General features: G+C 73.5%; 18 protein-coding genes. 14 read left to right on the top strand and 4 right to left on the bottom strand.

Annotation, left to right across the window (positions count from 1 at the left end; translation table 11 throughout):
• Nucleotides 1-11: 11 nt before the first annotated feature.
• The gene (gene tkt / locus JD78_RS09560) at nucleotides 12-2243 is read right to left on the bottom strand and encodes a transketolase (RefSeq protein WP_153356121.1); all 2232 of its coding nucleotides are present in this window, start codon (nucleotides 2241-2243) and stop codon (nucleotides 12-14) included.
• A 321-nt stretch (nucleotides 2244-2564) separates the two neighbouring features.
• Here tkt and JD78_RS09555 point away from each other — a divergent pair, with 321 nt between their 5' ends.
• The gene (locus tag JD78_RS09555) at nucleotides 2565-3488 is read left to right on the top strand and encodes a heme o synthase (RefSeq protein ID WP_279526837.1); all 924 of its coding nucleotides are present in this window, start codon (nucleotides 2565-2567) and stop codon (nucleotides 3486-3488) included.
• Between the two features lie 160 nt (nucleotides 3489-3648).
• Here the strand turns inward: JD78_RS09555 and JD78_RS09550 are convergent, their stop codons facing one another.
• Nucleotides 3649-4608 carry a COX15/CtaA family protein gene (locus JD78_RS09550; RefSeq protein ID WP_228394878.1) on the bottom strand — a complete coding sequence of 320 codons (960 nt, stop codon included), beginning with the start codon at nucleotides 4606-4608 and terminating at the stop codon, nucleotides 3649-3651.
• 171 nt (nucleotides 4609-4779) lie between these two features.
• Between JD78_RS09550 and JD78_RS22575 the strand changes: the two genes are divergently transcribed.
• From JD78_RS22575 to JD78_RS09500, 10 genes are all read left to right on the top strand, one after another.
• Nucleotides 4780-7350, top strand: a complete 2571-nt coding sequence (locus JD78_RS22575) for an ATP-dependent Clp protease ATP-binding subunit (RefSeq protein WP_153356124.1) — start codon at nucleotides 4780-4782, stop codon at nucleotides 7348-7350.
• 175 nt (nucleotides 7351-7525) lie between these two features.
• Entirely contained in the window at nucleotides 7526-8317 is a 792-nt protein-coding gene (locus JD78_RS09540) for a helix-turn-helix transcriptional regulator (RefSeq protein ID WP_228394879.1), read from the top strand.
• The gene (gene sufB / locus JD78_RS09535) at nucleotides 8314-9756 is read left to right on the top strand and encodes a Fe-S cluster assembly protein SufB (RefSeq protein ID WP_153356130.1); all 1443 of its coding nucleotides are present in this window, start codon (nucleotides 8314-8316) and stop codon (nucleotides 9754-9756) included. Before JD78_RS09540 ends, sufB begins: the two co-directional genes overlap by 4 nt.
• A complete protein-coding gene (gene sufD, locus JD78_RS09530) occupies nucleotides 9756-11105 on the top strand; it encodes a Fe-S cluster assembly protein SufD (RefSeq protein WP_194290380.1) in 1350 nt (449 codons plus the stop codon). The genes sufB and sufD overlap by 1 nt, the downstream gene beginning before the upstream one ends.
• 1 nt (nucleotide 11106) lies before the next feature.
• Complete coding sequence (locus JD78_RS09525) at nucleotides 11107-11448, top strand: non-heme iron oxygenase ferredoxin subunit (RefSeq protein ID WP_153356133.1); 342 nt, start codon at nucleotides 11107-11109, stop codon at nucleotides 11446-11448.
• Nucleotides 11449-11461: 13 nt separating this feature from the next.
• Nucleotides 11462-12295 (top strand): Fe-S cluster assembly ATPase SufC, encoded by an 834-nt coding sequence (gene sufC, locus JD78_RS09520; protein WP_323368763.1) that lies wholly within the window; start codon nucleotides 11462-11464, stop codon nucleotides 12293-12295.
• Nucleotides 12292-13629 (top strand): cysteine desulfurase, encoded by a 1338-nt coding sequence (locus JD78_RS09515; protein ID WP_153356136.1) that lies wholly within the window; start codon nucleotides 12292-12294, stop codon nucleotides 13627-13629. Before sufC ends, JD78_RS09515 begins: the two co-directional genes overlap by 4 nt.
• Entirely contained in the window at nucleotides 13629-14099 is a 471-nt protein-coding gene (gene sufU, locus JD78_RS09510) for a Fe-S cluster assembly sulfur transfer protein SufU (RefSeq protein WP_153356139.1), read from the top strand. The genes JD78_RS09515 and sufU overlap by 1 nt, the downstream gene beginning before the upstream one ends.
• Nucleotides 14096-14476 (top strand): metal-sulfur cluster assembly factor, encoded by a 381-nt coding sequence (locus JD78_RS09505; protein ID WP_153356142.1) that lies wholly within the window; start codon nucleotides 14096-14098, stop codon nucleotides 14474-14476. Before sufU ends, JD78_RS09505 begins: the two co-directional genes overlap by 4 nt.
• 151 nt (nucleotides 14477-14627) lie before the next feature.
• Nucleotides 14628-15056, top strand: a complete 429-nt coding sequence (locus tag JD78_RS09500; RefSeq protein WP_153356145.1) for a hypothetical protein — start codon at nucleotides 14628-14630, stop codon at nucleotides 15054-15056.
• A 39-nt stretch (nucleotides 15057-15095) separates the two neighbouring features.
• Here the strand turns inward: JD78_RS09500 and JD78_RS09495 are convergent, their stop codons facing one another.
• Together JD78_RS09495 and JD78_RS09490 are read right to left on the bottom strand one after the other, a co-directional pair.
• Complete coding sequence (locus JD78_RS09495) at nucleotides 15096-15542, bottom strand: hypothetical protein (protein ID WP_153356148.1); 447 nt, start codon at nucleotides 15540-15542, stop codon at nucleotides 15096-15098.
• A gap of 72 nt (nucleotides 15543-15614) precedes the next feature.
• Nucleotides 15615-17465 (bottom strand): SCO7613 C-terminal domain-containing membrane protein, encoded by a 1851-nt coding sequence (locus JD78_RS09490; protein ID WP_153356151.1) that lies wholly within the window; start codon nucleotides 17463-17465, stop codon nucleotides 15615-15617.
• A 443-nt stretch (nucleotides 17466-17908) separates the two neighbouring features.
• Between JD78_RS09490 and JD78_RS09485 the strand changes: the two genes are divergently transcribed.
• The 3 genes from JD78_RS09485 (at nucleotide 17909) to JD78_RS09475 (ending at nucleotide 20894) form a co-directional block, all read left to right on the top strand.
• Nucleotides 17909-19510, top strand: a complete 1602-nt coding sequence (locus tag JD78_RS09485; protein ID WP_153356155.1) for an ABC-F family ATP-binding cassette domain-containing protein — start codon at nucleotides 17909-17911, stop codon at nucleotides 19508-19510.
• Between the two features lie 368 nt (nucleotides 19511-19878).
• Nucleotides 19879-20109 (top strand): helix-turn-helix domain-containing protein, encoded by a 231-nt coding sequence (locus tag JD78_RS09480; RefSeq protein WP_153356158.1) that lies wholly within the window; start codon nucleotides 19879-19881, stop codon nucleotides 20107-20109.
• Nucleotides 20106-20894 carry an enoyl-CoA hydratase/isomerase family protein gene (locus JD78_RS09475; protein ID WP_153356161.1) on the top strand — a complete coding sequence of 263 codons (789 nt, stop codon included), beginning with the start codon at nucleotides 20106-20108 and terminating at the stop codon, nucleotides 20892-20894. The genes JD78_RS09480 and JD78_RS09475 overlap by 4 nt, the downstream gene beginning before the upstream one ends.
• Nucleotides 20895-20925: the final 31 nt, after the last annotated feature.

Genomic DNA, 20925 nt, shown 5'->3' with positions numbered 1-20925 from the left:
GGGGTCCTTGTTCAGTGGTCGCCGGTGGCGTCGGAGCCGTAGACCCCGCCGCGGGAGACGCCGGCACCGCTGGGGGGAGTGGCACCGGAGGCCGCGGCCGCGATGCTCTCCCGGGCAGCGGCGGTGACCGCCTCGGCGGTCAGGCCGAACTCCTCGTACAGCTTCGAGTAGCTGGCGCTGGCGCCGTAGTGGTTCAGGCCGACGATCCGGCCGGCGTCGCCGACGAACTCACGCCACCCCATGGGGACGCCGGCCTCGACGCTGACCCGCGCCTTGACCGAGGGCGGGAGCACCTCGAGCCGGTAGGCCTCGTCCTGCTCGGCGAACCACTCCCAGCAGGGCAGGGAGACGACCCGGGTCGGGACCCCGGCGGCCTCCAGCTGCTCACGGGCGGCGACGGCGATCTGCACCTCGGAGCCGGTGCCCATGAGGATCACCTCGGGGCTGCCGGTGGACGCCTCGGCCAGCACGTAGCCGCCCTTGGCGACGCCCTCGGCCGAGGCGAACTCGGTCCGGTCGAACACCGGCAGGTTCTGCCGGGACAGCGCCAGGCCGGCCGGCCGGTCGTTGTTCTCCAGGATCGTCCGCCAGGCGACGGCGGTCTCGTTCGCATCGGCCGGGCGGACGAAGTCCAGGCCGGGGATCGCCCGCAGCGCCGCGTAGTGCTCGATCGGCTGGTGCGTCGGGCCGTCCTCGCCCAGGCCGATGGAGTCGTGCGTCCACACGTAGGTCACCGGCAGCTGCATGAGCGCGGCCAGCCGGACCGCACCACGCATGTAGTCGGAGAAGGTGAGGAACGTGCCGCCGTAGACGCGGGTGCCGCCGTGCAGGGCGATGCCGTTCATGACCGCGCCCATGGCGTGCTCACGGACACCGAAGTGCAGCGTGCGGCCGAACGGGCCACCGGTCCACATCTTGGTCTGGCGGCTGGCCGGCAGGAACGAGGGCTCGCCCTTGACCGCGGTGTTGTTGCTCTCGGCCAGGTCGGCCGACCCGCCCCACAGCTCGGGGAGCTCGGGGTAGAGGGCGGCCAGCACCTCACCGGAGGCCTTGCGGGTGGCGACGCCCTTGGGGTCGGCGTCCCAGCTGGGCAGCTTCGCCGCCCAGGCCTCGGGGAGGGTGCGGGTGCTCATCCGCTCCAGCAGCGCCGCCCCCTCGGGCTTGGCCTGCTGCCACGCGTCGAAGTCCGACTGCCAGGCGCGGTGCGCCTCCTGGCCCCGGGTGACGGCCTTGCGGGTGTGCTCGATGACCTCGGGACGCACCTGGAAGGTCTGCTCCGGGTCGAAGCCCAGGATCTCCTTGGTGGCCTTGACCTCGTCCTCGCCGAGCGCCGAGCCGTGCACGGCGCCGGTGTTCTGCTTGTTCGGCGACGGCCAGCCGATGACGGTGCGCAGCACGATGATCGAGGGACGGTTCGTCTCGGCCTTGGCGGCGGCGAAGGCGGCGTCCACGGCGGCGAGGTCCTCACCGTCGTCGACGTGCTGCACGTGCCAGCCGTAGGCCTCGTAGCGCTTGCCGACGTCCTCGGTGAAGGCGACGGTGGTGTCGTCCTCGATCGAGATCTTGTTGTCGTCGTAGACGAGCACGAGGTTGCCCAGCTGCTGGGTGCCGGCCAGCGAGGACGCCTCGCCGCTGACGCCCTCCTCCAGGTCGCCGTCGGAGGCGAAGGCCCAGATGGTGTGGTCGAACAGGCTCTCGCCCTCGGCGGCGTCGGGGTCGAGCATGCCGCGCTCGCGGCGGGCAGCCATCGCCATGCCGACGGCGTTGCCGACGCCCTGGCCCAGCGGGCCGGTGGTGGTCTCGACGCCGGCGGTGTGGCCGACCTCGGGGTGCCCCGGGGTCTTCGAGCCCCAGGTGCGCAGGGCCTTGAGGTCGTCGAGCTCGAGGCCGTAGCCGGCCAGGTAGAGCTGGACGTACAGGGTCAGGCTGGAGTGGCCCATGGACAGCACGAACCGGTCGCGGGCGGCCCAGTTCGGGTCGCTCGGGTCGTGCTTGAGCCACTTCTGGAAGAGCAGGTAGGCGACCGGCGCCATGCTCATCGCGGTGCCGGGGTGGCCGTTGCCGACCTTCTGCACGGCGTCCATGGCCAGCACCCGGGCGGTGTCGATGGCGGCGCGGTCCAGGTCGCCGAAGCCCTCGGGGAGGGTGGGGACGGGCTGGCGCGGGTCGCCGGTGGAGCTGTCGCTGGCAGCTTCGGCCGGGGCCTCGCTGGCGGTGCTCTTGGTTCCGTTGTCGCTGGTCATGTGGCGCTCGGAGCTCCCTCGGGGATAGATCGGTGTCGGACCCGCCCGGGGGGCCAGGGGGTCGACCCACCCCGGGCGGACGACGGTGCACACCACGGCCGCCCCGGTCGGCGCGGTCGGAGGTCGTGAGCGTGGGCGCGCCGTCGTCCTCGACGTCCGCCCTACCCGCATCACGCGCAGAGTCAACGTGATCAAACCCTAGTGGTGCCGAGCCATTCCCCGCGGGAGGCCCGGCTACAGTGGTCGGGAACTCATCCCCCCGGCGGAGAAGGACCTCGTGGTGCTCTGCTGCCCGCGCGACGCCGCGCTCCTGGGCTCCCGGTGACGGCGATCGCCGACCGCTCCGTGCGCCCGGCCCGGACGGTACGTCCGATCCGGTCGACGGTGGCCGCCTACGTGTCGCTGACCAAGCCCAAGCTCGTCGAGCTGCTGCTGGTCACCACGCTCCCGGCGATGATGCTCGCGGCCGGGGGCTGGCCGGGCACCGGCCTGGTCCTGGCCACCCTGGTCGGCGGGATGCTCGCCGCCGGGGCGGCGAACACCGTCAACTGCTGGTACGACCGGGACATCGACCGGCTGATGTCCCGGACCCGGAACCGGCCGATCCCCAGCGGGGTCATCGCGCCTCGCAACGCGCTGGTGTTCGGCGTGATCCTGGCGTGGGTCTCCCTGGTGCTCCTCGGCCTGTTCACCACGCCGCTGGCCACGGCCCTGGCCGCCGCCGCGGTGCTGGCCTACTCGGTGCTCTACACGATGGTGCTCAAGCGCCGGACCCGGCACAACACCGTTTTCGGCGGGCTGCCGGGCGCCGCTCCGGTGCTGATCGGCTGGGCCGCGGTCACCGGCTCGCTGGACTGGCCGGCGTTCGTCTTCTTCGGCATCGTCTTCTGCTGGCAGATGCCGCACTTCTGGGCGCTGGCCAGCAGGTTCCGCTTCGACTACTTCCGCGCCGGGGTGCCGATGCTCTCCGTGGTGGCCGGGCCGGTCACCGTCGGGCGCCAGTCGGTCGCCTGGGCCTGGGGCACCCTCGGCACCTCGCTGCTGATGGTGCCCGTGACGCCGCAGCTGGGCTGGGTCACCGGCATCGCCACGCTTGGCCTGGGTGCCTGGTACGTCGTCGAGTCGCACGCCTGGCTGCGGCGGATCAAGGCCGGCGTCCCCGACCGCCCCATGCGGCTGTTCTCGGTGTCGATCACCTACATGACGCTGCTGTCCATCGCCCTGGTGGCCGACGTCCTCGTCTGAAGAAGGACCACCCTTCCCCCCACGCCTCGCAGGCTCGGCGCGGGCCCCTGAAGGGTGGCCGTTCCAGCGCGTCACCGGGCTCGGCGCGGGCCCCTGAAGGGTGGCCGTTCCCGCGCGTCACCGGGTTCGGCGCGGGCCCGGTCGAACGACGGGCTCCGGGTCAGCGGGTGGCGGCCTCGTGGGCCGGGGTGGCGTCGACGGGGAGCTCGGACGCCGGGCCGCGCACCGACCAGACCAGCCGGGCCGTGTAGACGATGACGAGCACCGCGCCGGCCATGTGCAGCAGCACCAGGGCGGCCGGCAGGTGGGTGAAGTACTGCGCGTAGCCGACGACGCCCTGCAGCAGCTCGACGACCAGCAGGGCGCGGGCGGCGCGCCGCACCCGCTCCGGTGCGTCGGTGGCGTGCAGCGCGACGAGCAGGGCGATGGTGAGCCCGACCAGCAGGAAGACGACGTCGGCGTGCAGCTGGCTCATCAGCTCCGGGTCGAAGCCCATCCGGTCGCCGGTCGGGGTGTCGAACTCGTCGACGTCGCCGCTGTGCGGGCCGCTGCCGGTCACGACCGTGCCGAGCACCTGCACGGCGGCCACGGCCGCGGCGATGCCCCAGGCCAGCCCCGCCAGCGGACGGCGCACCAGCAGCTGGCCGACACCCGGTTCACGGGACCGCAGCCACAGCGTGGTCGCCAGCGCCACCAGCACGGCGGAGAGCAGGAAGTGCGCCGCCACCGTCCAGGGGTTCAGGCCGGTGAGCACGGTGACCCCGCCCAGCAGCGCCTGCGCCGGGACGCCGAGGAAGGTGAGCACGGCCAGCCGGCGCAGGTCGTGGCGGGCCGAGCGGAAGACCGCGACCACCGTGGCGACGGCGACGGCGGCCAGCACGAAGGTGAGCAGCCGGTTGCCGAACTCGATGAGCCCGTGACCGGCCATCTCCGGCGTCGTCACGAAGCTGTCGTCGGTGCACCGCGGCCAGGTCGGGCAGCCCAGACCCGAGCCGGTCAGGCGGACGGCACCGCCGGTGACCACGATCAACCCGTTCGCGACCACGTTGGCCAGGGCGATGCGGGTGACGGTCGAGGGGCGCACCGAGGCCGAGCGGACCGAGCTGGGAAGAACTGGCACGCCCTCGATGCTATCCACTGCGGTGCCCCCACCGGCCCGCCGCGAAGGCCGCCGGTGCCCGCCCCGGCCCCGCCACCGGCGGCCGATCGCTGATCAGGCCGTCGAGGTGCAGTGCGCCCGGTTCGGGTAGGTGAGCACCGCCACACCGACACGAGAGGCGGCCATCGACTGATGAGCAGCGGTTTTCCGGGCGGTCCCTTCGGAGGCAGCCCGTTCGACGACTTCTTCCAGGCCTTCCTCGGCCCGGGCAGCGGCCCCGGTGCGCGCCGGGGCATGCAGCGGGTGGACATCACCCAGCTGCTGAGCTCGCACTCCCGGGAGGTGGTCTCCGCAGCGGCGCGGCAGGCCGCGGAGTGGGGCAGCCCGGACCTGGACACCGCCCACCTGCTGTGGGCACTCGCCGGCCACGAGCCGACCCGCACCCTGCTGGCCCGCAGCGGCGCGGACGTCGACGGCCTGCGCGACGCCCTGGCCGCGGAGCTGGGCGGCGGCCAGCCCACCGGCCAGCCGCCGGCCCTGACCCCGGCGGCCAAGCGGGCCCTGCTCGACGCGCACCAGGTGTCGCGCGCCAGCGGCTCCACCTACATCGGCCCCGAGCACCTGCTGTTCGCGCTGGCGCTGAACCCGGAGTCCGGCGCCGGCCGGGTGCTGGGCGGTGCCCGGGTGACCCCGGAGGCGCTGCAGCGGGCCGCCGCGGGCGGCCCCGTACCGGCCGGCGGTGCCGGTGGGGGAGAGCAGCCCCCGTCGCACACCCCCACCCTGGACGAGTACGGCCGCGACCTCACCGCGCTCGCGCGGGACGGGAAGATCGACCCCGTCATCGGCCGCGCGCAGGAGATCGAGCAGACCATCGAGGTGCTCTCCCGGCGGAACAAGAACAACCCGGTGCTCATCGGCGAGGCCGGCGTCGGCAAGACCGCGATCGTGGAGGGCATCGCCCTGCAGATCGTCGACGGCGACGTCCCCGAGTCCCTGCGCGACCGCCGGCTGGTCGAGCTCGATCTGACCGGTCTGGTCGCCGGCACCCGCTACCGCGGGGACTTCGAGGAGCGGCTGAAGAAGGTGATGGACGAGATCCGGGAGCACAGCGACGAGGTGATCGTCTTCATCGACGAGCTGCACACCGTGGTGGCCGCCGGGGGCTCGGAGGGGTCGGCCGGTGCGGGCAACATGCTCAAGCCGGCCCTGGCCCGCGGGGAGCTGCACGTCGTCGGCGCCACGACGCTGGACGAGTACCGCCGGAACATCGAGAAGGACCCGGCGCTGGAGCGGCGCTTCCAGCCGGTCCTGGTGCCCGAGCCCAGCGTGCTGGACACCATCGAGATCCTGCGCGGGCTGCGGGACCGGTACGAGGCGCACCACCAGGTGCGGTTCACCGACGAGGCGCTGGTCGCCGCCGCGGAGCTGTCCGACCGCTACGTCACCGACCGGCACCTGCCGGACAAGGCGATCGACCTGATCGACCAGGCCGGCGCCCGTACCCGGCTGCGGGTGCGACGGCCCACGACCGACCTGCGCGCGCTGGAGCAGCGCGTGCTGGAGCTGCACCGGGAGAAGGACCAGGCGGTCGCCGCCGAGCAGTACGAGCGCGCCTCCGCGCTGCGCGACGAGTGCCAGGCGGCGCAGGCCGAGCTGGAGCAGGCCCGGTCCGGGGGCGCCGCGGGCATCCCGGAGGTGGGGACGGCGGAGATCGCCGAGGTGGTCTCCCGGGCGACGGGTGTGCCGGTGGCCCAGCTGACCGAGGAGGAGCGCGACCGGCTGCTGCGGCTGGAGGACGTGCTGCACCAGCGCGTCGTGGGTCAGGACGAGGCCGTCGACGTCGTCGCCGAGGCGATCCGCCGTTCGCGGGCCGGCCTGGGCGACCCGGACCGGCCGATCGGCAGCTTCCTGTTCCTGGGCCCGACCGGCGTCGGCAAGACCGAGCTGGCCCGGGCGCTGGCGGAGGCGCTGTTCGGTGACTCCGACCGGATGGTCCGGCTGGACATGAGCGAGTTCTCCGAGCGGCACACCGTCAGCCGGCTGGTCGGCTCGCCCCCCGGTTACGTGGGGTACGAGGACGCCGGCCAGCTCACCGAGGCGGTCCGCCGCCGGCCGTACTCCGTCGTGCTCCTCGACGAGGTCGAGAAGGCGCACCCGGACGTGTTCAACACGCTGCTGCAGCTGCTGGACGACGGCCGGCTCACCGACTCCCAGGGCCGCACGGTCGACTTCACCAACACCGTGGTGATCATGACCAGCAACCTGGGGTCCGAGGCGATCGTCAACGCCGGCCGGGGCCCGCTGGGCTTCACCGCCAACGGGGACGCCGGCGACGACCTGCGCGACCAGGTGATGCGGCGGCTCCGGGAGGCCTTCCGGCCGGAGTTCCTCAACCGGATCGACGAGATCGTCGTCTTCCGGCAGCTCGAGGCCGAGCAGCTGGCCCGGATCACCGACCTGCTGCTGGAGGAGACCAGACGCCGGCTCAGCGCCCAGGACGTCCAGGTGGAGGTCACGCCGGAGGCGGTCTCCTGGCTGGCGGAGCGCGGCTACGAGCGGCAGTTCGGCGCCCGCCCGCTGCGCCGGGCGATCCAGCGGGAGGTCGACAACCGGCTGTCCCGGATGCTGCTGGGCGGCGAGCTGACGGCGGGCCGCACGGTCCGGATCAGCGTGGTGGACGGCGAGCTGGACCTCGCCGTCGACGACGCGGTCGAGCCCAACACCGTGGCGACTGCGGAGAGCGAGGCTCCGGCCGAGGTGTGAGCTGCCTCTCGGGACGCCCGCAGGTAAGGGGGACCTTGCTTGCGGGCCTCCCGATTAAGCACACAATCGTGTTGTGGAATCCGCTGCGACCCGTGTCCCGACCCCGGCTCCGGCCGGTGCCGGGACCGTGTCGTCGCCGGCTCCGGCGGGAGAGGACGGGCGCACCCGGAACCGGGTGACCGCCCTGCTCCTCGAGCACGGTCCGCAGTCCGCCGCCGAGCTGGCCGCGCGGCTGGGGATCTCCCCGGCCGCCGTCCGCCGGCACCTGGACGGCCTGCTGGCCGCCGGGCAGGTCGCCGAGCGCGAGGCCCCGGCCGGCCGCCGGGGTCGCGGTCGTCCGGCCCGCCGGTTCACGCTCACCGAGGCCGGCCGGGCCTCGTTCCCGCACGCCTACGACGACCTGGCGCTCACCGCGCTCCGCTTCGTCGCCGCCCACGGCGGCCCCGACGCGGTGCGCGAGGTCGCCGAGCTGCAGCTGGCTGGGCTGGAGGAGCGCTGCTCGGCCGCCGTCGAGCAGGCGCAACGGGACGCCGCCGGACCGGTCGACCGGGCCGAGGTGGTCGCCGCCGCGCTCACCACCGAGGGCTACGCGGCCCTGGCGCTGTCCCTCGGCGGGGCCGGCAGCTCCGCCGGTGAGCAGCTCTGCCAGCACCACTGCCCGGTGGCCCACGTGGCCGCCGAGTTCCCCCAGCTGTGCGAGGCTGAGACCGCGGTGATCAGCCGGCTGGTCGGCACCCACGTGCAGCGACTGGCCACCATCGCCCACGGCGACGGGATCTGCACGACGCACATCCCCGCCCACCCGCCCCTGGACCCCGCCCAGCACGCACCGGCTCGCATCACGGCCCCGGGCGGGAACAAAGCCGACCTGCCACACCCTGTACCTGCTGGTCGCGCCTCAGCCGGGACGGCTGGCGCCAGCACTCGATCCACCCCCTCGATCGACCGGGAGAGGACCCCCGCATGACCAGCACCCAGCAGCCGCCGGTGAGCACGCCGATGACGCAGGACGAGACGATCGACGCGCTCGGCCGCTACAAGTACGGCTGGGCGGACGCCGACACCGCCGGCGCCTCGGCCACCCGTGGCATCAACGAGGACGTCGTCCGCGACATCTCGCGCCGCAAGAACGAGCCCGAGTGGATGCTCGAGCGCCGGCTCAAGGCGCTGAAGATCTTCGGCAAGAAGCCCATGCCCGACTGGGGCTCGGACCTCTCCGGCATCGACTTCCAGAACATCAAGTACTTCGTGCGCTCCACCGAGGCCCAGGCCACCACCTGGGACGAGCTGCCCGACGACATCAAGAACACCTACGACAAGCTGGGCATCCCCGAGGCGGAGAAGCAGCGGCTGGTCGCCGGCGTCGCGGCGCAGTACGAGTCCGAGGTCGTCTACCACAAGATCCGCGAGGACCTCGAGGAGCAGGGCGTCCTGTTCCTGGACACCGACACCGCGCTGCGTGAGCACCCGGACCTGTTCCGCGAGTACTTCGGCTCGGTGATCCCCTCCGGGGACAACAAGTTCGCCGCGCTGAACACCGCCGTGTGGTCCGGTGGCTCGTTCATCTACGTGCCGCCGGGCGTGCACGTGGAGATCCCGCTGCAGGCCTACTTCCGGATCAACACCGAGAACATGGGCCAGTTCGAGCGGACCCTCATGATCATCGACGAGGGCGCCTACGTGCACTACGTCGAGGGCTGCACCGCGCCGATCTACAAGACCGACTCGCTGCACTCCGCGGTCGTCGAGATCATCGTGAAGAAGAACGCGCGCTGCCGGTACACGACCATCCAGAACTGGTCGAACAACGTCTACAACCTGGTCACCAAGCGGGCCGTCGCCCACGAGGGCGCGACCATGGAGTGGGTCGACGGCAACATCGGCTCCAAGGTGACGATGAAGTACCCGGCCGTGTGGATGACCGGCGAGCACGCCAAGGGCGAGGTCATGTCCATCGCCTTCGCCGGCGAGGGCCAGCACCAGGACGCCGGCGCCAAGATGGTGCACGCCGCGCCGCACACCTCCTCGACGATCGTGTCGAAGTCGGTTGCCCGTGGCGGTGGCCGCACCTCCTACCGCGGTCTCGTGCAGGTCGACGAGGGCGCCTACGGCTCCAAGTCCACGGTGAAGTGCGACGCCCTGCTGGTCGACACGATCAGCCGGTCGGACACCTACCCCTACGTCGACGTCCGCGAGGACGACGTCGCGATGGGCCACGAGGCGACCGTCTCCCGGGTCAGCGAGGACCAGCTCTTCTACCTGATGAGCCGTGGCCTCTCCGAGGACGAGGCGATGGCGATGGTCGTGCGCGGCTTCGTCGAGCCGATCGCCCGGGAGCTGCCGATGGAGTACGCCCTCGAGCTGAACCGCCTGATCGAACTGCAGATGGAAGGTGCCGTCGGCTGATGTCGAGCCCCGACACGAACACGAACACGACCACCGCCGACGAGCTGGACCCGGAGGCCGTGGCCGCCGCGGAGACCGCGCAGCTGGCCGGGGAGCTCTTCGCCCCCGGCGTGGGGGCGCAGGCCGGCCCGCCGACCACCCCGGCGGCCGGTACCGGGTCCGCCGGCGACACGCCCCCCGGATCGCACTCGCACGGCGGGCCGGCCCCGACCGGTTCGCCGGCCGAGCGGTTCACCTCGACCGACCCCGACGCCTTCGGCGTCGTGACCGGCCGGGAGGAGGAGTGGCGCTTCACCCCGATGCGCCGCATCCGCCCGCTGCTCGACGGTGCGCCGTCCCAGGCGCACCTCACCTGGTCCACCGACCTCCCCGAGGGTGTCGAGCTGACCAGCGTCGAGGCCGACGACCCGCTGCTCAAGGGCCTGCCCGAGCCGGTCGACCGGCTCGCCGCGCTGACCCGCCAGCGCAGCGGTGGCGCGGCCGTGGTCCGGGTCGCGAAGGAGGCCGTGCTCGACCGCCCGGTCACCCTCGGCCTGGCCGGCACCGGCTCCGACGACGTCGTGTGGGGCCAGCTGGTCATCGAGGTCGGCGCGTTCGCGCAGGCCACGATCGTGCTGGACCACAGCGGCCTGGCCCGCTACGCCGGGTCGGTCTCCTTCCTGCTCGGCGACGGCGCGCAGGTCACCGTCGTCTCGGTGCAGGACTGGGCCCCCGGCGCGGTGCACGGCGCGCAGTACGACTCCGTCATCGGCCGGGACGCCAGCCTCAAGCAGGTCGCGGTGACCCTGGGCGGCGACCTCGTCCGGCTGGTGAACAACGTGCAGTACGCCGGCCCCGGCGGCTCGGTCGACATGCTCGGCGTCTACTTCGCCGACGAGACCCAGCACCAGGAGCACCGGCTCTGGGTCGACCACGCCACGCCGAACTGCTCCAGCAACGTCGTCTACAAGGGCGGCCTGCAGGGGGAGAAGGCGCACACCGTGTGGGTCGGCGACGTCCGGATCCGCCCGGCGGCCACCGGCACCGACACCTACGAGCTCAACCGCAACCTGGTGCTCACCGACGGCGCCCGCGCCGACTCGGTGCCGAACCTGGAGATCGAGACCGGCGAGATCGTCGGCGCCGGCCACGCCAGCGCCACCGGCCGGTTCGACGACGAGCAGCTGTTCTACCTCTGCTCGCGGGGCATCGACGCCGAGACCGCCCGCCGCCTGGTGGTCCGCGGGTTCTTCGCCGACGTCGTCCAGCAGATCGGCCTGCCCGAGCTGCAGGACCGGCTGATGGGCACCATCGAGCGGCGCCTGGGCGCCCTGCCGGACCTGGACGAGCAGCCGGTCGAGGTCGCCTGAGATGGCGTTCGAACGGGTCTGTGCCCGGTCCGAGGTGCCCGAGGACGGCGCCCTGCGGATCGAGCTCACCGACGTCGACGTCGCGGTGGTGGACTTCGACGGCCAGCTGTACGCCGTCGAGGACCGCTGCTCGCACGCCGACATCCCGCTGACCGAGGGCGATCTCGAGGAGGTCGACGGCGCGCCCACCATCGAGTGCGCGCTGCACGGCTCCTGCTTCGACCTGCGCACCGGCCAGCCCACCAACCTGCCGGCCACCGAGCCGGTCCCCGTCTACCCGGTCCGGGTGGAGGGCGACGACGTGCTGATCGACGTCGACGCCCCGCTCGCGGCCACCCACTGAGGAGCGAGAACCCGTGACCAGCCCCACCGCGACCCCGACCGCCCCCGGCCTGCAGGCCGGCAGCGTCCTGGAGATCCGCGACCTGCACGTCACCGTCGGCGAGGGCGCCGAGGCCAAGGAGATCCTCCGCGGCGTCGACCTGACCGTCCGCGGCGGCGAGACCCACGCGATCATGGGCCCCAACGGGTCGGGCAAGTCGACCCTGGCCTACTCGATCGCCGGGCACCCCAAGTACACGATCACCGGCGGCACGGTGACCCTCGACGGCGAGGACGTCCTCGCGATGACCGTCGACGAGCGCGCCCGGGCCGGCCTGTTCCTGGCCATGCAGTACCCGGTCGAGGTCCCCGGCGTCTCGGTGTCGAACTTCCTCCGCACCGCGGCCACCGCCGTCACCGGCCAGGCGCCCAAGCTGCGCACCTGGGTCAAGGACGTGCGCACCGAGATGGAGAACCTCGAGATGGACTCGGCCTTCGCCGAGCGCAACGTCAACGAGGGCTTCTCCGGCGGTGAGAAGAAGCGCCACGAGATCCTGCAGATGCGGCTGCTGAAGCCGAAGATGGCGATCCTCGACGAGACCGACTCCGGCCTGGACGTCGACGCGCTGCGGATCGTCTCCGAGGGCGTCAACCGGGCCAAGGCCGACAGCCCGGTCGGCGTCCTGCTGATCACGCACTACACGCGGATCCTGCGCTACATCAAGCCCGACTTCGTGCACGTCTTCGTCGCCGGCCGGGTCGTCGAGGAGGGCGGCCCGGAGCTGGCGGAGAAGCTGGAGAACGAGGGCTACGCCGCCTACGTCAAGGACTCCAACGAGCAGGCCGCCGCGGAGGCTGCATCCGCATGACCGAGACCGTCTCGCGTCCCGCCGGGGCGCAGCAGGTGCCGCTCCCGCTGGACGTCGAGGCGATCCGGGCGGACTTCCCGATCCTGTCCCGCACCGTCCGCGACGGGCGCCGGCTGGTGTACCTGGACTCCGGCGCCACGTCGCAGAAGCCGCGGTCGGTGCTCGACGCCGAGCGTGACTTCTACGAGAACCACAACGCCGCCCCGCACCGCGGCGCGCACCAGCTCGCCGAGGAGGCCACCGGCCTCTACGAGGCGGCCCGGGCGAAGGTGGCCGCCTTCATCGGCGCCCCGGAGCGCGAGGTCGTCTTCACCCGCAACAGCACCGAGTCGATCAACCTGGTCGCCTACGCGCTGAGCAACGCGGCGACGGCGAAGGAGCCCGAGTTCCGCCGGTACGCCGTCGGGCAGGGCGACGAGATCGTCGTGACCGAGATGGAGCACCACGCCAACCTGCTGCCCTGGCAGCAGCTGTGCGAGCGCACCGGGGCGACGCTGCGCTGGCTCGGGCTGACCGACGACGGCCGGCTGGACCTCTCCGACCTCGACACGGTGGTCAACGAGCGGACCAAGCTGGTCGCGGTCACCCAGCAGTCGAACATCCTCGGCACGATCAACCCGCTCGGCGGCATCATCGCCCGGGCGCACGAGGTCGGCGCGCTGGTGCTGGTCGACGGCGCGCAGTCGGTGCCGCACCAGCCGGTCGACGTCACCACGCTGGGCGCGGACTTCCTGGTGTTCTCCGGGCACAAGATGCTCGGGCCCACCGGCGTCGGCGTCCTGTGGGGCCGGTACGAGGTGCTCGACGCCCTCCCGCCGTTCCTCACCGGTGGTTCGATGATCGAGGTCGTGCGGATGGAGGCCAGCACCTTCATGCCCCCGCCGCAGCGCTTCGAGGCCGGCGTCCCGATGACCGCGCAGGTGATCGGCCTGGGCGCGGCGGTGGAGTACCTCGAGCGGCTGGGCATGGACAAGGTGCTCGCCCACGAGGAGGCGCTCACCGAGTACGCCCTGGCGCAGCTGCAGGCGATCCCCGGCGTCACCGTGATCGGCCCGCCGGACACGGTGGCCCGGGGTGGCGCGATCAGCTTCACCGTCGAGGGCATCCACCCGCACGACGTCGGCCAGGTCCTCGACGACCTCGGCGTCGAGGTCCGGGTCGGGCACCACTGCGCCTGGCCGGTGGTGCGGCGCTACGGCGTGCCGGCGACCACCCGCGCCACCTTCTACGTGCACACCGGCTACGACGACGTCGACGCGCTGGTCGACGCGGTGCGGGAAGCTCAGCGCTTCTTCGGTGTTGCACCTGCTGTGACCGAGGGCGGGGCGAGCTGATGCAGCTGGAGTCGATGTACCAGGACATCATCCTGGACCACTACCGGAACCCCCACGGGCGCGGTCTGCGCGACCCGTTCGAGGCCGAGGTGCACCACGTCAACCCGACCTGCGGCGACGAGGTGACCCTCCGGGTGCACCTGGAGGGCGACACGATCGCCGACGTCTCCTACGAGGGGATGGGCTGCTCGATCAGCCAGGCGTCGGTCTCGGCCATGTACGACCTGGTGCTCGGCAAGCCGGTGCCCGAGGCGCTGGCCACCGGCGAGCACTTCATGACGCTGATGCAGAGCAAGGGCGACGCCGCCGTGGCCGAGCAGCTGGAGGAGGAGCTGGAGGACGCCATCGCGTTCGCCGGCGTCTCCAAGTACCCGGCCCGGGTCAAGTGCGCGCTGATGAGCTGGATGGCGCTGAAGGACGCGAGCGCCCGCGCGCTGTCCGCAGCCCCGACCGAGGGAGTGAACCGATGAGCGAGACCACCGAGCCGACCCCCGTCTCCGACGGCCTGGTCGGCGGCAAGTCCGCCCTGCTGGAGGACGTCGAGGAGGCCATGCGCGACGTCGTCGACCCCGAGCTGGGCGTCAACGTCGTCGACCTCGGTCTCGTCTACGGCCTGGACGTCGACACCGAGGCCAACGTGGCCATCATCGACATGACGCTGACGTCGGCGGCCTGCCCGCTGACCGACGTCATCGAGGACCAGGCCCGCCAGGCGCTCACCGGTGGCCCCGGCCCCGGTCTGGTCGGCGACATCCGGATCAACTGGGTCTGGATGCCGCCGTGGGGCCCGGACAAGATCACCGACGACGGCCGCGAGCAGCTCCGCGCGCTCGGCTTCCGCGTCTAGCGACACCCGCGTCGACGAGGGCCCGCATCCCCATCGGGGGTGCGGGCCCTCGTGCGTCCTGGCGACACCTGCCCTGGCCGTGGCCAGGACACGGGGGGAGCGGCGCGCTCGATGCCGGGGCGGATCGCTCGCATCCCACTACCGTGCGCGCATGCAGCCTCAGGTCCGGTCGGCAGCGTGGGTCGTCGTGCTGGGTGCGCTCGGGGCCCTGACCGGCTGTGCCGGCGGCGACGGCTCCGGACCCCGGGCGGCCGACGGGGTCGAGGCGAGCGAGATCGCGCGGCAGGCCGCCGAGTCGGCCGGGGTCGACTCGGCGGCGGCGGTCGGCGGCGATGCGCAGACGATGTCCGACGTGTCCCTCGACTCCGTCACCACAGGCGCCACCCACAGTGCCTTCGCCGCCTGTACCGGCGGCGGGAGCATGGACCTCGACCTGCTCGGAGAGGTCGTGACCGTCGACTGCGACGGTGAAGGGCACCGGTTCGACGGCCTCGGGCTCACCGACGACGTGCCGACGTTCCGGGTGGTCCGGCCCAACGACGCCCCGGGCACATGGGGCGTTGCCCTGACGGTGGACTGAGGCAGGCTCCTCGAGGGTGCGAGCACCTCGCGCCCCCGGTCAGTCGCACCCCACGGGCGGTTCGGCGAGCGGCCACGCCTCGACCGCCCCGGCGGGGGCCACCAGGTAGACCTCGCTCGGGTCGTCGCCGGGCGGCAGCTCCAGCCGGACGCCGTCCTCGGTGCCGAAGCCGGTGTCGACGGTGTCGTCGGGCGGGCTGACGTCGCCGTCGAAGGCCGCCGCGAGGGCCGGCGAGACGACCCCGTCGGGATCGCGGACGAACTGGCGGCGCGCACCCGATCCCGGCGGCCAGCTCACGTGCAGGAACAGCGCCGACTCCCAGTCGCAGTGCCCCTCGCCGCGGTACAGGTCCAGCTCGTCCCGGTCGACCGGGACGCCGTCGCGTGTCCAGGAGGCGACGAACGGCGAGTTCGCGCCGCCGCATGCGCCCGTCCCGAGAGCGGCCAGTGCGACGAGGGCGCCGGCCACCCCGCGTCTGCCACCCATGCCGTCAGCGTGGCGCACCGGGGGCCGCGACGGCCAGGCGACACGGAGTGCAGCCGCTGCAACGAACGGGCGTCAGCGCAGGTCGGTGACGCGGGCGAGAGCGGCACGGGCCCGGGTCCGTCGCTCCTCGTAGGCCGCGCCCGCCGCGAGCAGGACGGCGCCGGCGACACCGACCGCGAGCAGGCCGGTCAGCGGCAGGTAGGCCACCACCCGGCCCAGCGCCACCGCGGTCAGCGATGCGGCCCCCACCACCAGCGGGGCTTGCACGCCCCAGCGGCTGCCGGCGACCGCGGTGAGCGTCGCGGCCACGACCACGACCAGCAGCCGGAGCAGGTCGGGTTCGGTGACCGCGAGCCACACGGACGGGACGAACGCGACGACCAGCCCCGGGCCCCAGGCCGGCCAGGAGGCGCCGGTGGCCAGCCGGCGTCCGGAGTACAGCCACAGCACGATCGCGGCCGGCAGGGTGTAGGCCTCCGCCGCGCCGAGGTCGGCTTCCGCGGCGCCGATCCAGGCCGCGACGACCAGCGCGGCGGAGCCGCCCGCGCGGACCGGGGCCCGGTCGGTCACCGTGCCGGCGGCCACGTAGCCCGCGCCGACGACGGCCAGCCCGACCGCCAGGCCGGTCAGGTGCCCGGTGCGGGCCAGGTGCACCAGCCCCAGGACCGCGACCCCGGTGGCGGTCCAGGTCAGCGGCAGCTCCACCCGGTGCCGGCGCAGCGCGGTGGCGGCTCCCAGGCCGAGCAGGCACAGGGCGACCAGCAGGCGGCCGGCCCACACCGGCGCCAGCGTGCCGTCGGCCTCGGCCAGCAGCGCGGCGGCGGCCAGGCAGCCCAGGGCGATCGGCAGCGCGCCCGGCCGGTCGGCCGGCTGCCGGGCCGCGACCACGAGGGCGGGGAGAGCGGCAGCGGCGAGCAGGGCGGCCAGCGCCGACCAGTGCCCCGAGCCGAGCAGCTGCGCGACGGCCAGCCCGGTGAGCACCGCGGCGCAGGCCAGCCCGGTGGGGCGGAGCAGCGCCCGGGGTTCCGGTGACGCCACGGCGCCGACCACGGTCGCGAGCGCCAGGCCGAGGTAGCCGCTGGCCAGCACCCCGGCCAGCCCCGCGGTCTGCAGCAGGCCGGCGAGGGAGGCGCCGGTGACCAGGCCGGCGAGCACCGGCACAGCTGCCGAGGGCCCGAGCAGCGACCGCAGCTCCCGCCGGCGGCGCAGGGCGAGCAGCCCGCCGGCCGCGAGCAGCATCAGCGCCGCCGGCGCCAGGGCGGCGCCCGTCGACTCCGTCGTCCACACCAGCGCGGAGCCCTCGACCACCCCGGTCACCCACCAGGCGGCGGCGGTGACGAAGGTGACCACGGCAACGGCCCGGCGGGCGGCCAGCGTCACCGCGACACCGACGACCGCGGTGCCCAGCACCGCGCTGGCATGCGGGGCCAACGAGAGCCCGGAGCCGGTGAGCGCGCTCAGCACCGCGCCCTGACCGCCTCCCCACGCGGCGATGGGCCAGGTGAGCGTCGACCGCCCGATCAGGCCGAGCACCGCGAACACCGCGGCGAGCAGCAGCAGGAGCGCGCCGGTCGGGGCGCCGGCGCCGTCCCCGGCCGACCACGCGCCCACCGCGGCGAGCACCACGGCGGCCGAGGCGAGGGCCTCCTCGCTGCTGCGGAGTCCCCGGCGGCCGGCCCGCAGCGAGCCCAGGGTGGCGGCGACGGTCAGCACCAGGACCACCAGCAGGCCCGGGACGGAGCTCGCGTCGGTGAGCGACGCGGCGCCGGCGGCGACCACGGCGACCGCTCCGGCCCCGAGCAACACCTGCTGGGGTGCGATGTCCTGGGGCGTGTGGTCGCCGGCGCCGGACTCGGCCGGGGCGGAGGGCGGCGGCAGCGGCCGGCCCAGCGGGGGCGGGTAGTCGACCTCCGGCGACGGCACGGTGGTCCTCCTCCCGGCTGCGACTGCTCCCCGTCACGCTACGGGCGGGGCCGGTCGCCCGCGGGGTGGACGGCGATGACGCCGCACCTGGATGACGCCGCACCTGGATGACGCCGCACCTGGATGACGCCGCACCTGGATGACGCCGCACCTGGATGACGCCGCACCTGGATGACGCCGCACCTGGATGACGCCGCACCTGGATGACGCCGCACCTGGATGACGCCGCACCTGGATGACGCCGCACCTGGATGACGCCGCACCTGGATGACGCCGCACCTGGATGACGCCGCACCTGGATGACGCCGCACCTGGATGACGCCGCACCTGGATGACGCCGCACCTGGATGACGCCGCACCTGGATGACGTCGCACCTGGATGACGTGGAGGTCACCCGGGAAAGGGGTCGGCCGATCGTGGTCGAGCGCCTACCATGGGATCAGTGATCACGACGACCGGCCTCGAACTGCGCGCCGGCGCCCGGATCCTCATCAGCGACGCCGATCTGCGGGTCCAGCCCGGTGACCGCATCGGGCTGGTCGGGCGCAACGGTGCCGGCAAGACCACCACCCTCACCACCCTCGCCGGTGAGCGCGTGCCGCACGCCGGCAAGGTCGACGTGACCGGTGAGCTCGGGTACCTGCCGCAGGACCCCCGCAGCGGCGACCTGGACATCACCGCCAGCGACCGCGTCCTCTCCGGCCGCGGCCTCGACGTCCTCAAGGCCCAGCTGACCAAGGCGCAGGTGGCGATGGCCGAGCCGGCCGACGACGCCGAACGCGACCGCGCGGTGCGCCGCTACGGCCGGCTGGAGGACCAGTTCGCCGCGATGGGCGGGTACGCCGCGGAGTCCGACGCCGCGCGGATCTGCTCCAACCTCGGCCTGCCGGACCGGATCCTCGAGCAGCCGCTGCGCACCCTCTCCGGTGGCCAGCGCCGCCGGGTCGAGCTGGCCCGGATCCTCTTCTCCGACGCCGACACCCTGCTGCTCGACGAGCCGACCAACCACCTGGACGCCGACTCGATCACCTGGCTCAAGGGCTACCTGGCCAGCCACCGGGCCGGACTGATCGTGATCAGCCACGACGTCGAGCTGCTCGAGGCCGTGGTCAACAAGGTGTGGCACCTGGACGCCAACCGGGCGACCGTCGACGTCTACAACCTGGGCTGGAAGCGGTACCTGGACGCTCGGGAGACCGACGAGCGCCGCCGCCGGTCCGAGCGGGCCAACGCGGAGAAGAAGATCGACGCGCTGACCAGCCAGGCCGACAAGATGCGCGCCAAGGCGACCAAGGCCAAGGCCGCGCAGAGCATGGACAAGCGCGCGGCCCGGCTGGCCGCCGGCCTGGCCGACGTGCGGGTGCAGGACAAGGTCGCCAAGCTCCGCTTCCCGACCCCGGCCGCCTGCGGCCGGACGCCGCTGACCGCGGAGGGGCTGAGCAAGAGCTACGGCTCGCTGGAGATCTTCACCGGCGTCGACCTGGCGATCGACAAGGGCACCCGGGTGGTCGTCCTGGGCTTCAACGGTGCCGGCAAGACGACGCTGCTGCGGATGCTGGCCGGCACCGAATCGCCGGACACCGGCGAGGTCAAGGCCGGGCACGGGCTGCGGGTGGGCTACTACGCCCAGGAGCACGAGACCCTGGACATGGACCGCACGCTGCTGGAGAACATGCGGTCGGCGGCGCCGGACAGCACCGACACCGAGCTGCGGCGCATCCTCGGCGCGTTCCTGTTCTCCGGCGAGGCGGTCGACCAGCGCACCGGCACGCTCTCCGGCGGTGAGCGCACCCGGCTGGCGATGGCCACCCTGGTCATCTCCGGCGCCAACGTCCTGCTGCTGGACGAGCCGACCAACAACCTCGACCCGGCCAGCCGGGAGCAGGTGCTCGAGGCGCTGCGCACCTACGGCGGTGCGATCGTGCTGGTCACCCACGACGAGGGTGCGGTGCGGGCGCTGAACCCGGACAAGGTGATCATCCTGCCCGACGGCACCGAGGACACCTGGAGCGAGGACCTCGCCGACCTGGTCTCGCTGGCCTGAGCGCCGCGGGAGCATCGCAGGGAGCGCCAGCGACCGAGGGGCGGACCGTGGCGCGCCTTCAGGCCCTCGTCCCACTGGCCTGAGCGCCGCGGGAGCATCGCAGGGAGCGCCAGCGACCGAGGGGCGGACCGTGGCGCGCCTTCAGGCCCTTGTCTCACTCGCGTAACGGTTCCACGTCGAGGATCAGCCGACGCGGCCCTGACCTGGGGCGCTGCTGAAGTCGGCGGTGCGCGGTCTAGTTGCGGTGGCCGACCTCCGCCGGGTGGGTGATCATCGGTTCCGGGACGCCGAGGTCACCGGGACACGGCGCCGGGGGATCAGCGGGAACCACCGACGGCGTCGGCGGACCCCTGACACGGAGGGGAGTCATGGCCGACTCGAGCACTGCGGACCTGAGCAAGGGCAAGCGGATCACCGGCGACGACCGGAACTCGCTCGCCGACGAGCTCCGCGCACGGTACGACGACGGCGAGAGCATCCGGTCGCTGGCGAGCTCGACCAACCGCTCCTACGGGTTCGTGCACCGGCTGCTGTCGGAGTCGGGGGCCACACTGCGCGGCCGGGGTGGCGCCAACCGGAACGCGAAGAAGTCCGCGTGACGTCGGCCCCGCCAGCCGGGGCCGACGCCGACGGGTGGGTGCGGACGGCGCGCAACGGCGCCGTCCTCACCGTCACCCTCGACCGCGCCGACCAGCTCAACGCGCAGACGCCCGCCACCTGGGCGGCGCTCCGCGCGGTGGGGGAGTCGCTGGACGACGCCGTGCGGGTGGTGGTCGTCCGCGGCGCCGGGCGGTCGTTCTCCGCAGGCCTGGACCGCACGCTGTTCAGCGTCGAGCCCGGGGTGGCCGGCGGGCTGGGGGAGCTGGCGGCCCTGCCGGCGGAGCAGACGCAGGACCGGATCCGCGGGTACCAGGCCGGGTTCCGCTGGCTGCGGTCACCGGGGATCGTCTCGGTCGCCGCCGTCCAGGGCCATGCGATCGGTGCCGGCGCGCAGCTGGCGCTCGCCTGCGACCTCCGGGTGCTCGCCGACGACGCGCAGCTGCGGCTGCCCGAGGCGGGCCTGGGGCTGGTGCCCGACCTCACCGGCACGAGCACCCTGGTCGAGCTGGTCGGCTACAGCCGCGCGGTGGAGCTGTGCCTGACCGGGCGGGCGATGGGCGCCGACGAGGCGGTGGCCACGGGGCTCGCCACCGTCGCCGTCCCGGCGGGCCAGCTCGACGGAACCGTGGACGACCTGGTCGCCGCCCTGCTCACGCCCGACGCCGGGGCCGCCCGGGAGACGCTGGCGCTGCTGCGCTCGGCGGTCCGCAACGGGCCCGAGGAGCAGGACGCCGCCGAGCGTGCGGCGCAGGTGCGCCGGCTCGCCGCACTCGCGGGCCGCTGAGGAACAACCGCGGCACAGCCGGGGTTGACCG

Source organism: Modestobacter roseus (genome assembly GCF_007994135.1).
GTDB lineage: Bacteria > Actinomycetota > Actinomycetes > Mycobacteriales > Geodermatophilaceae > Modestobacter > Modestobacter roseus.
This window is presented reverse-complemented; position numbering and strand designations above follow the sequence as displayed.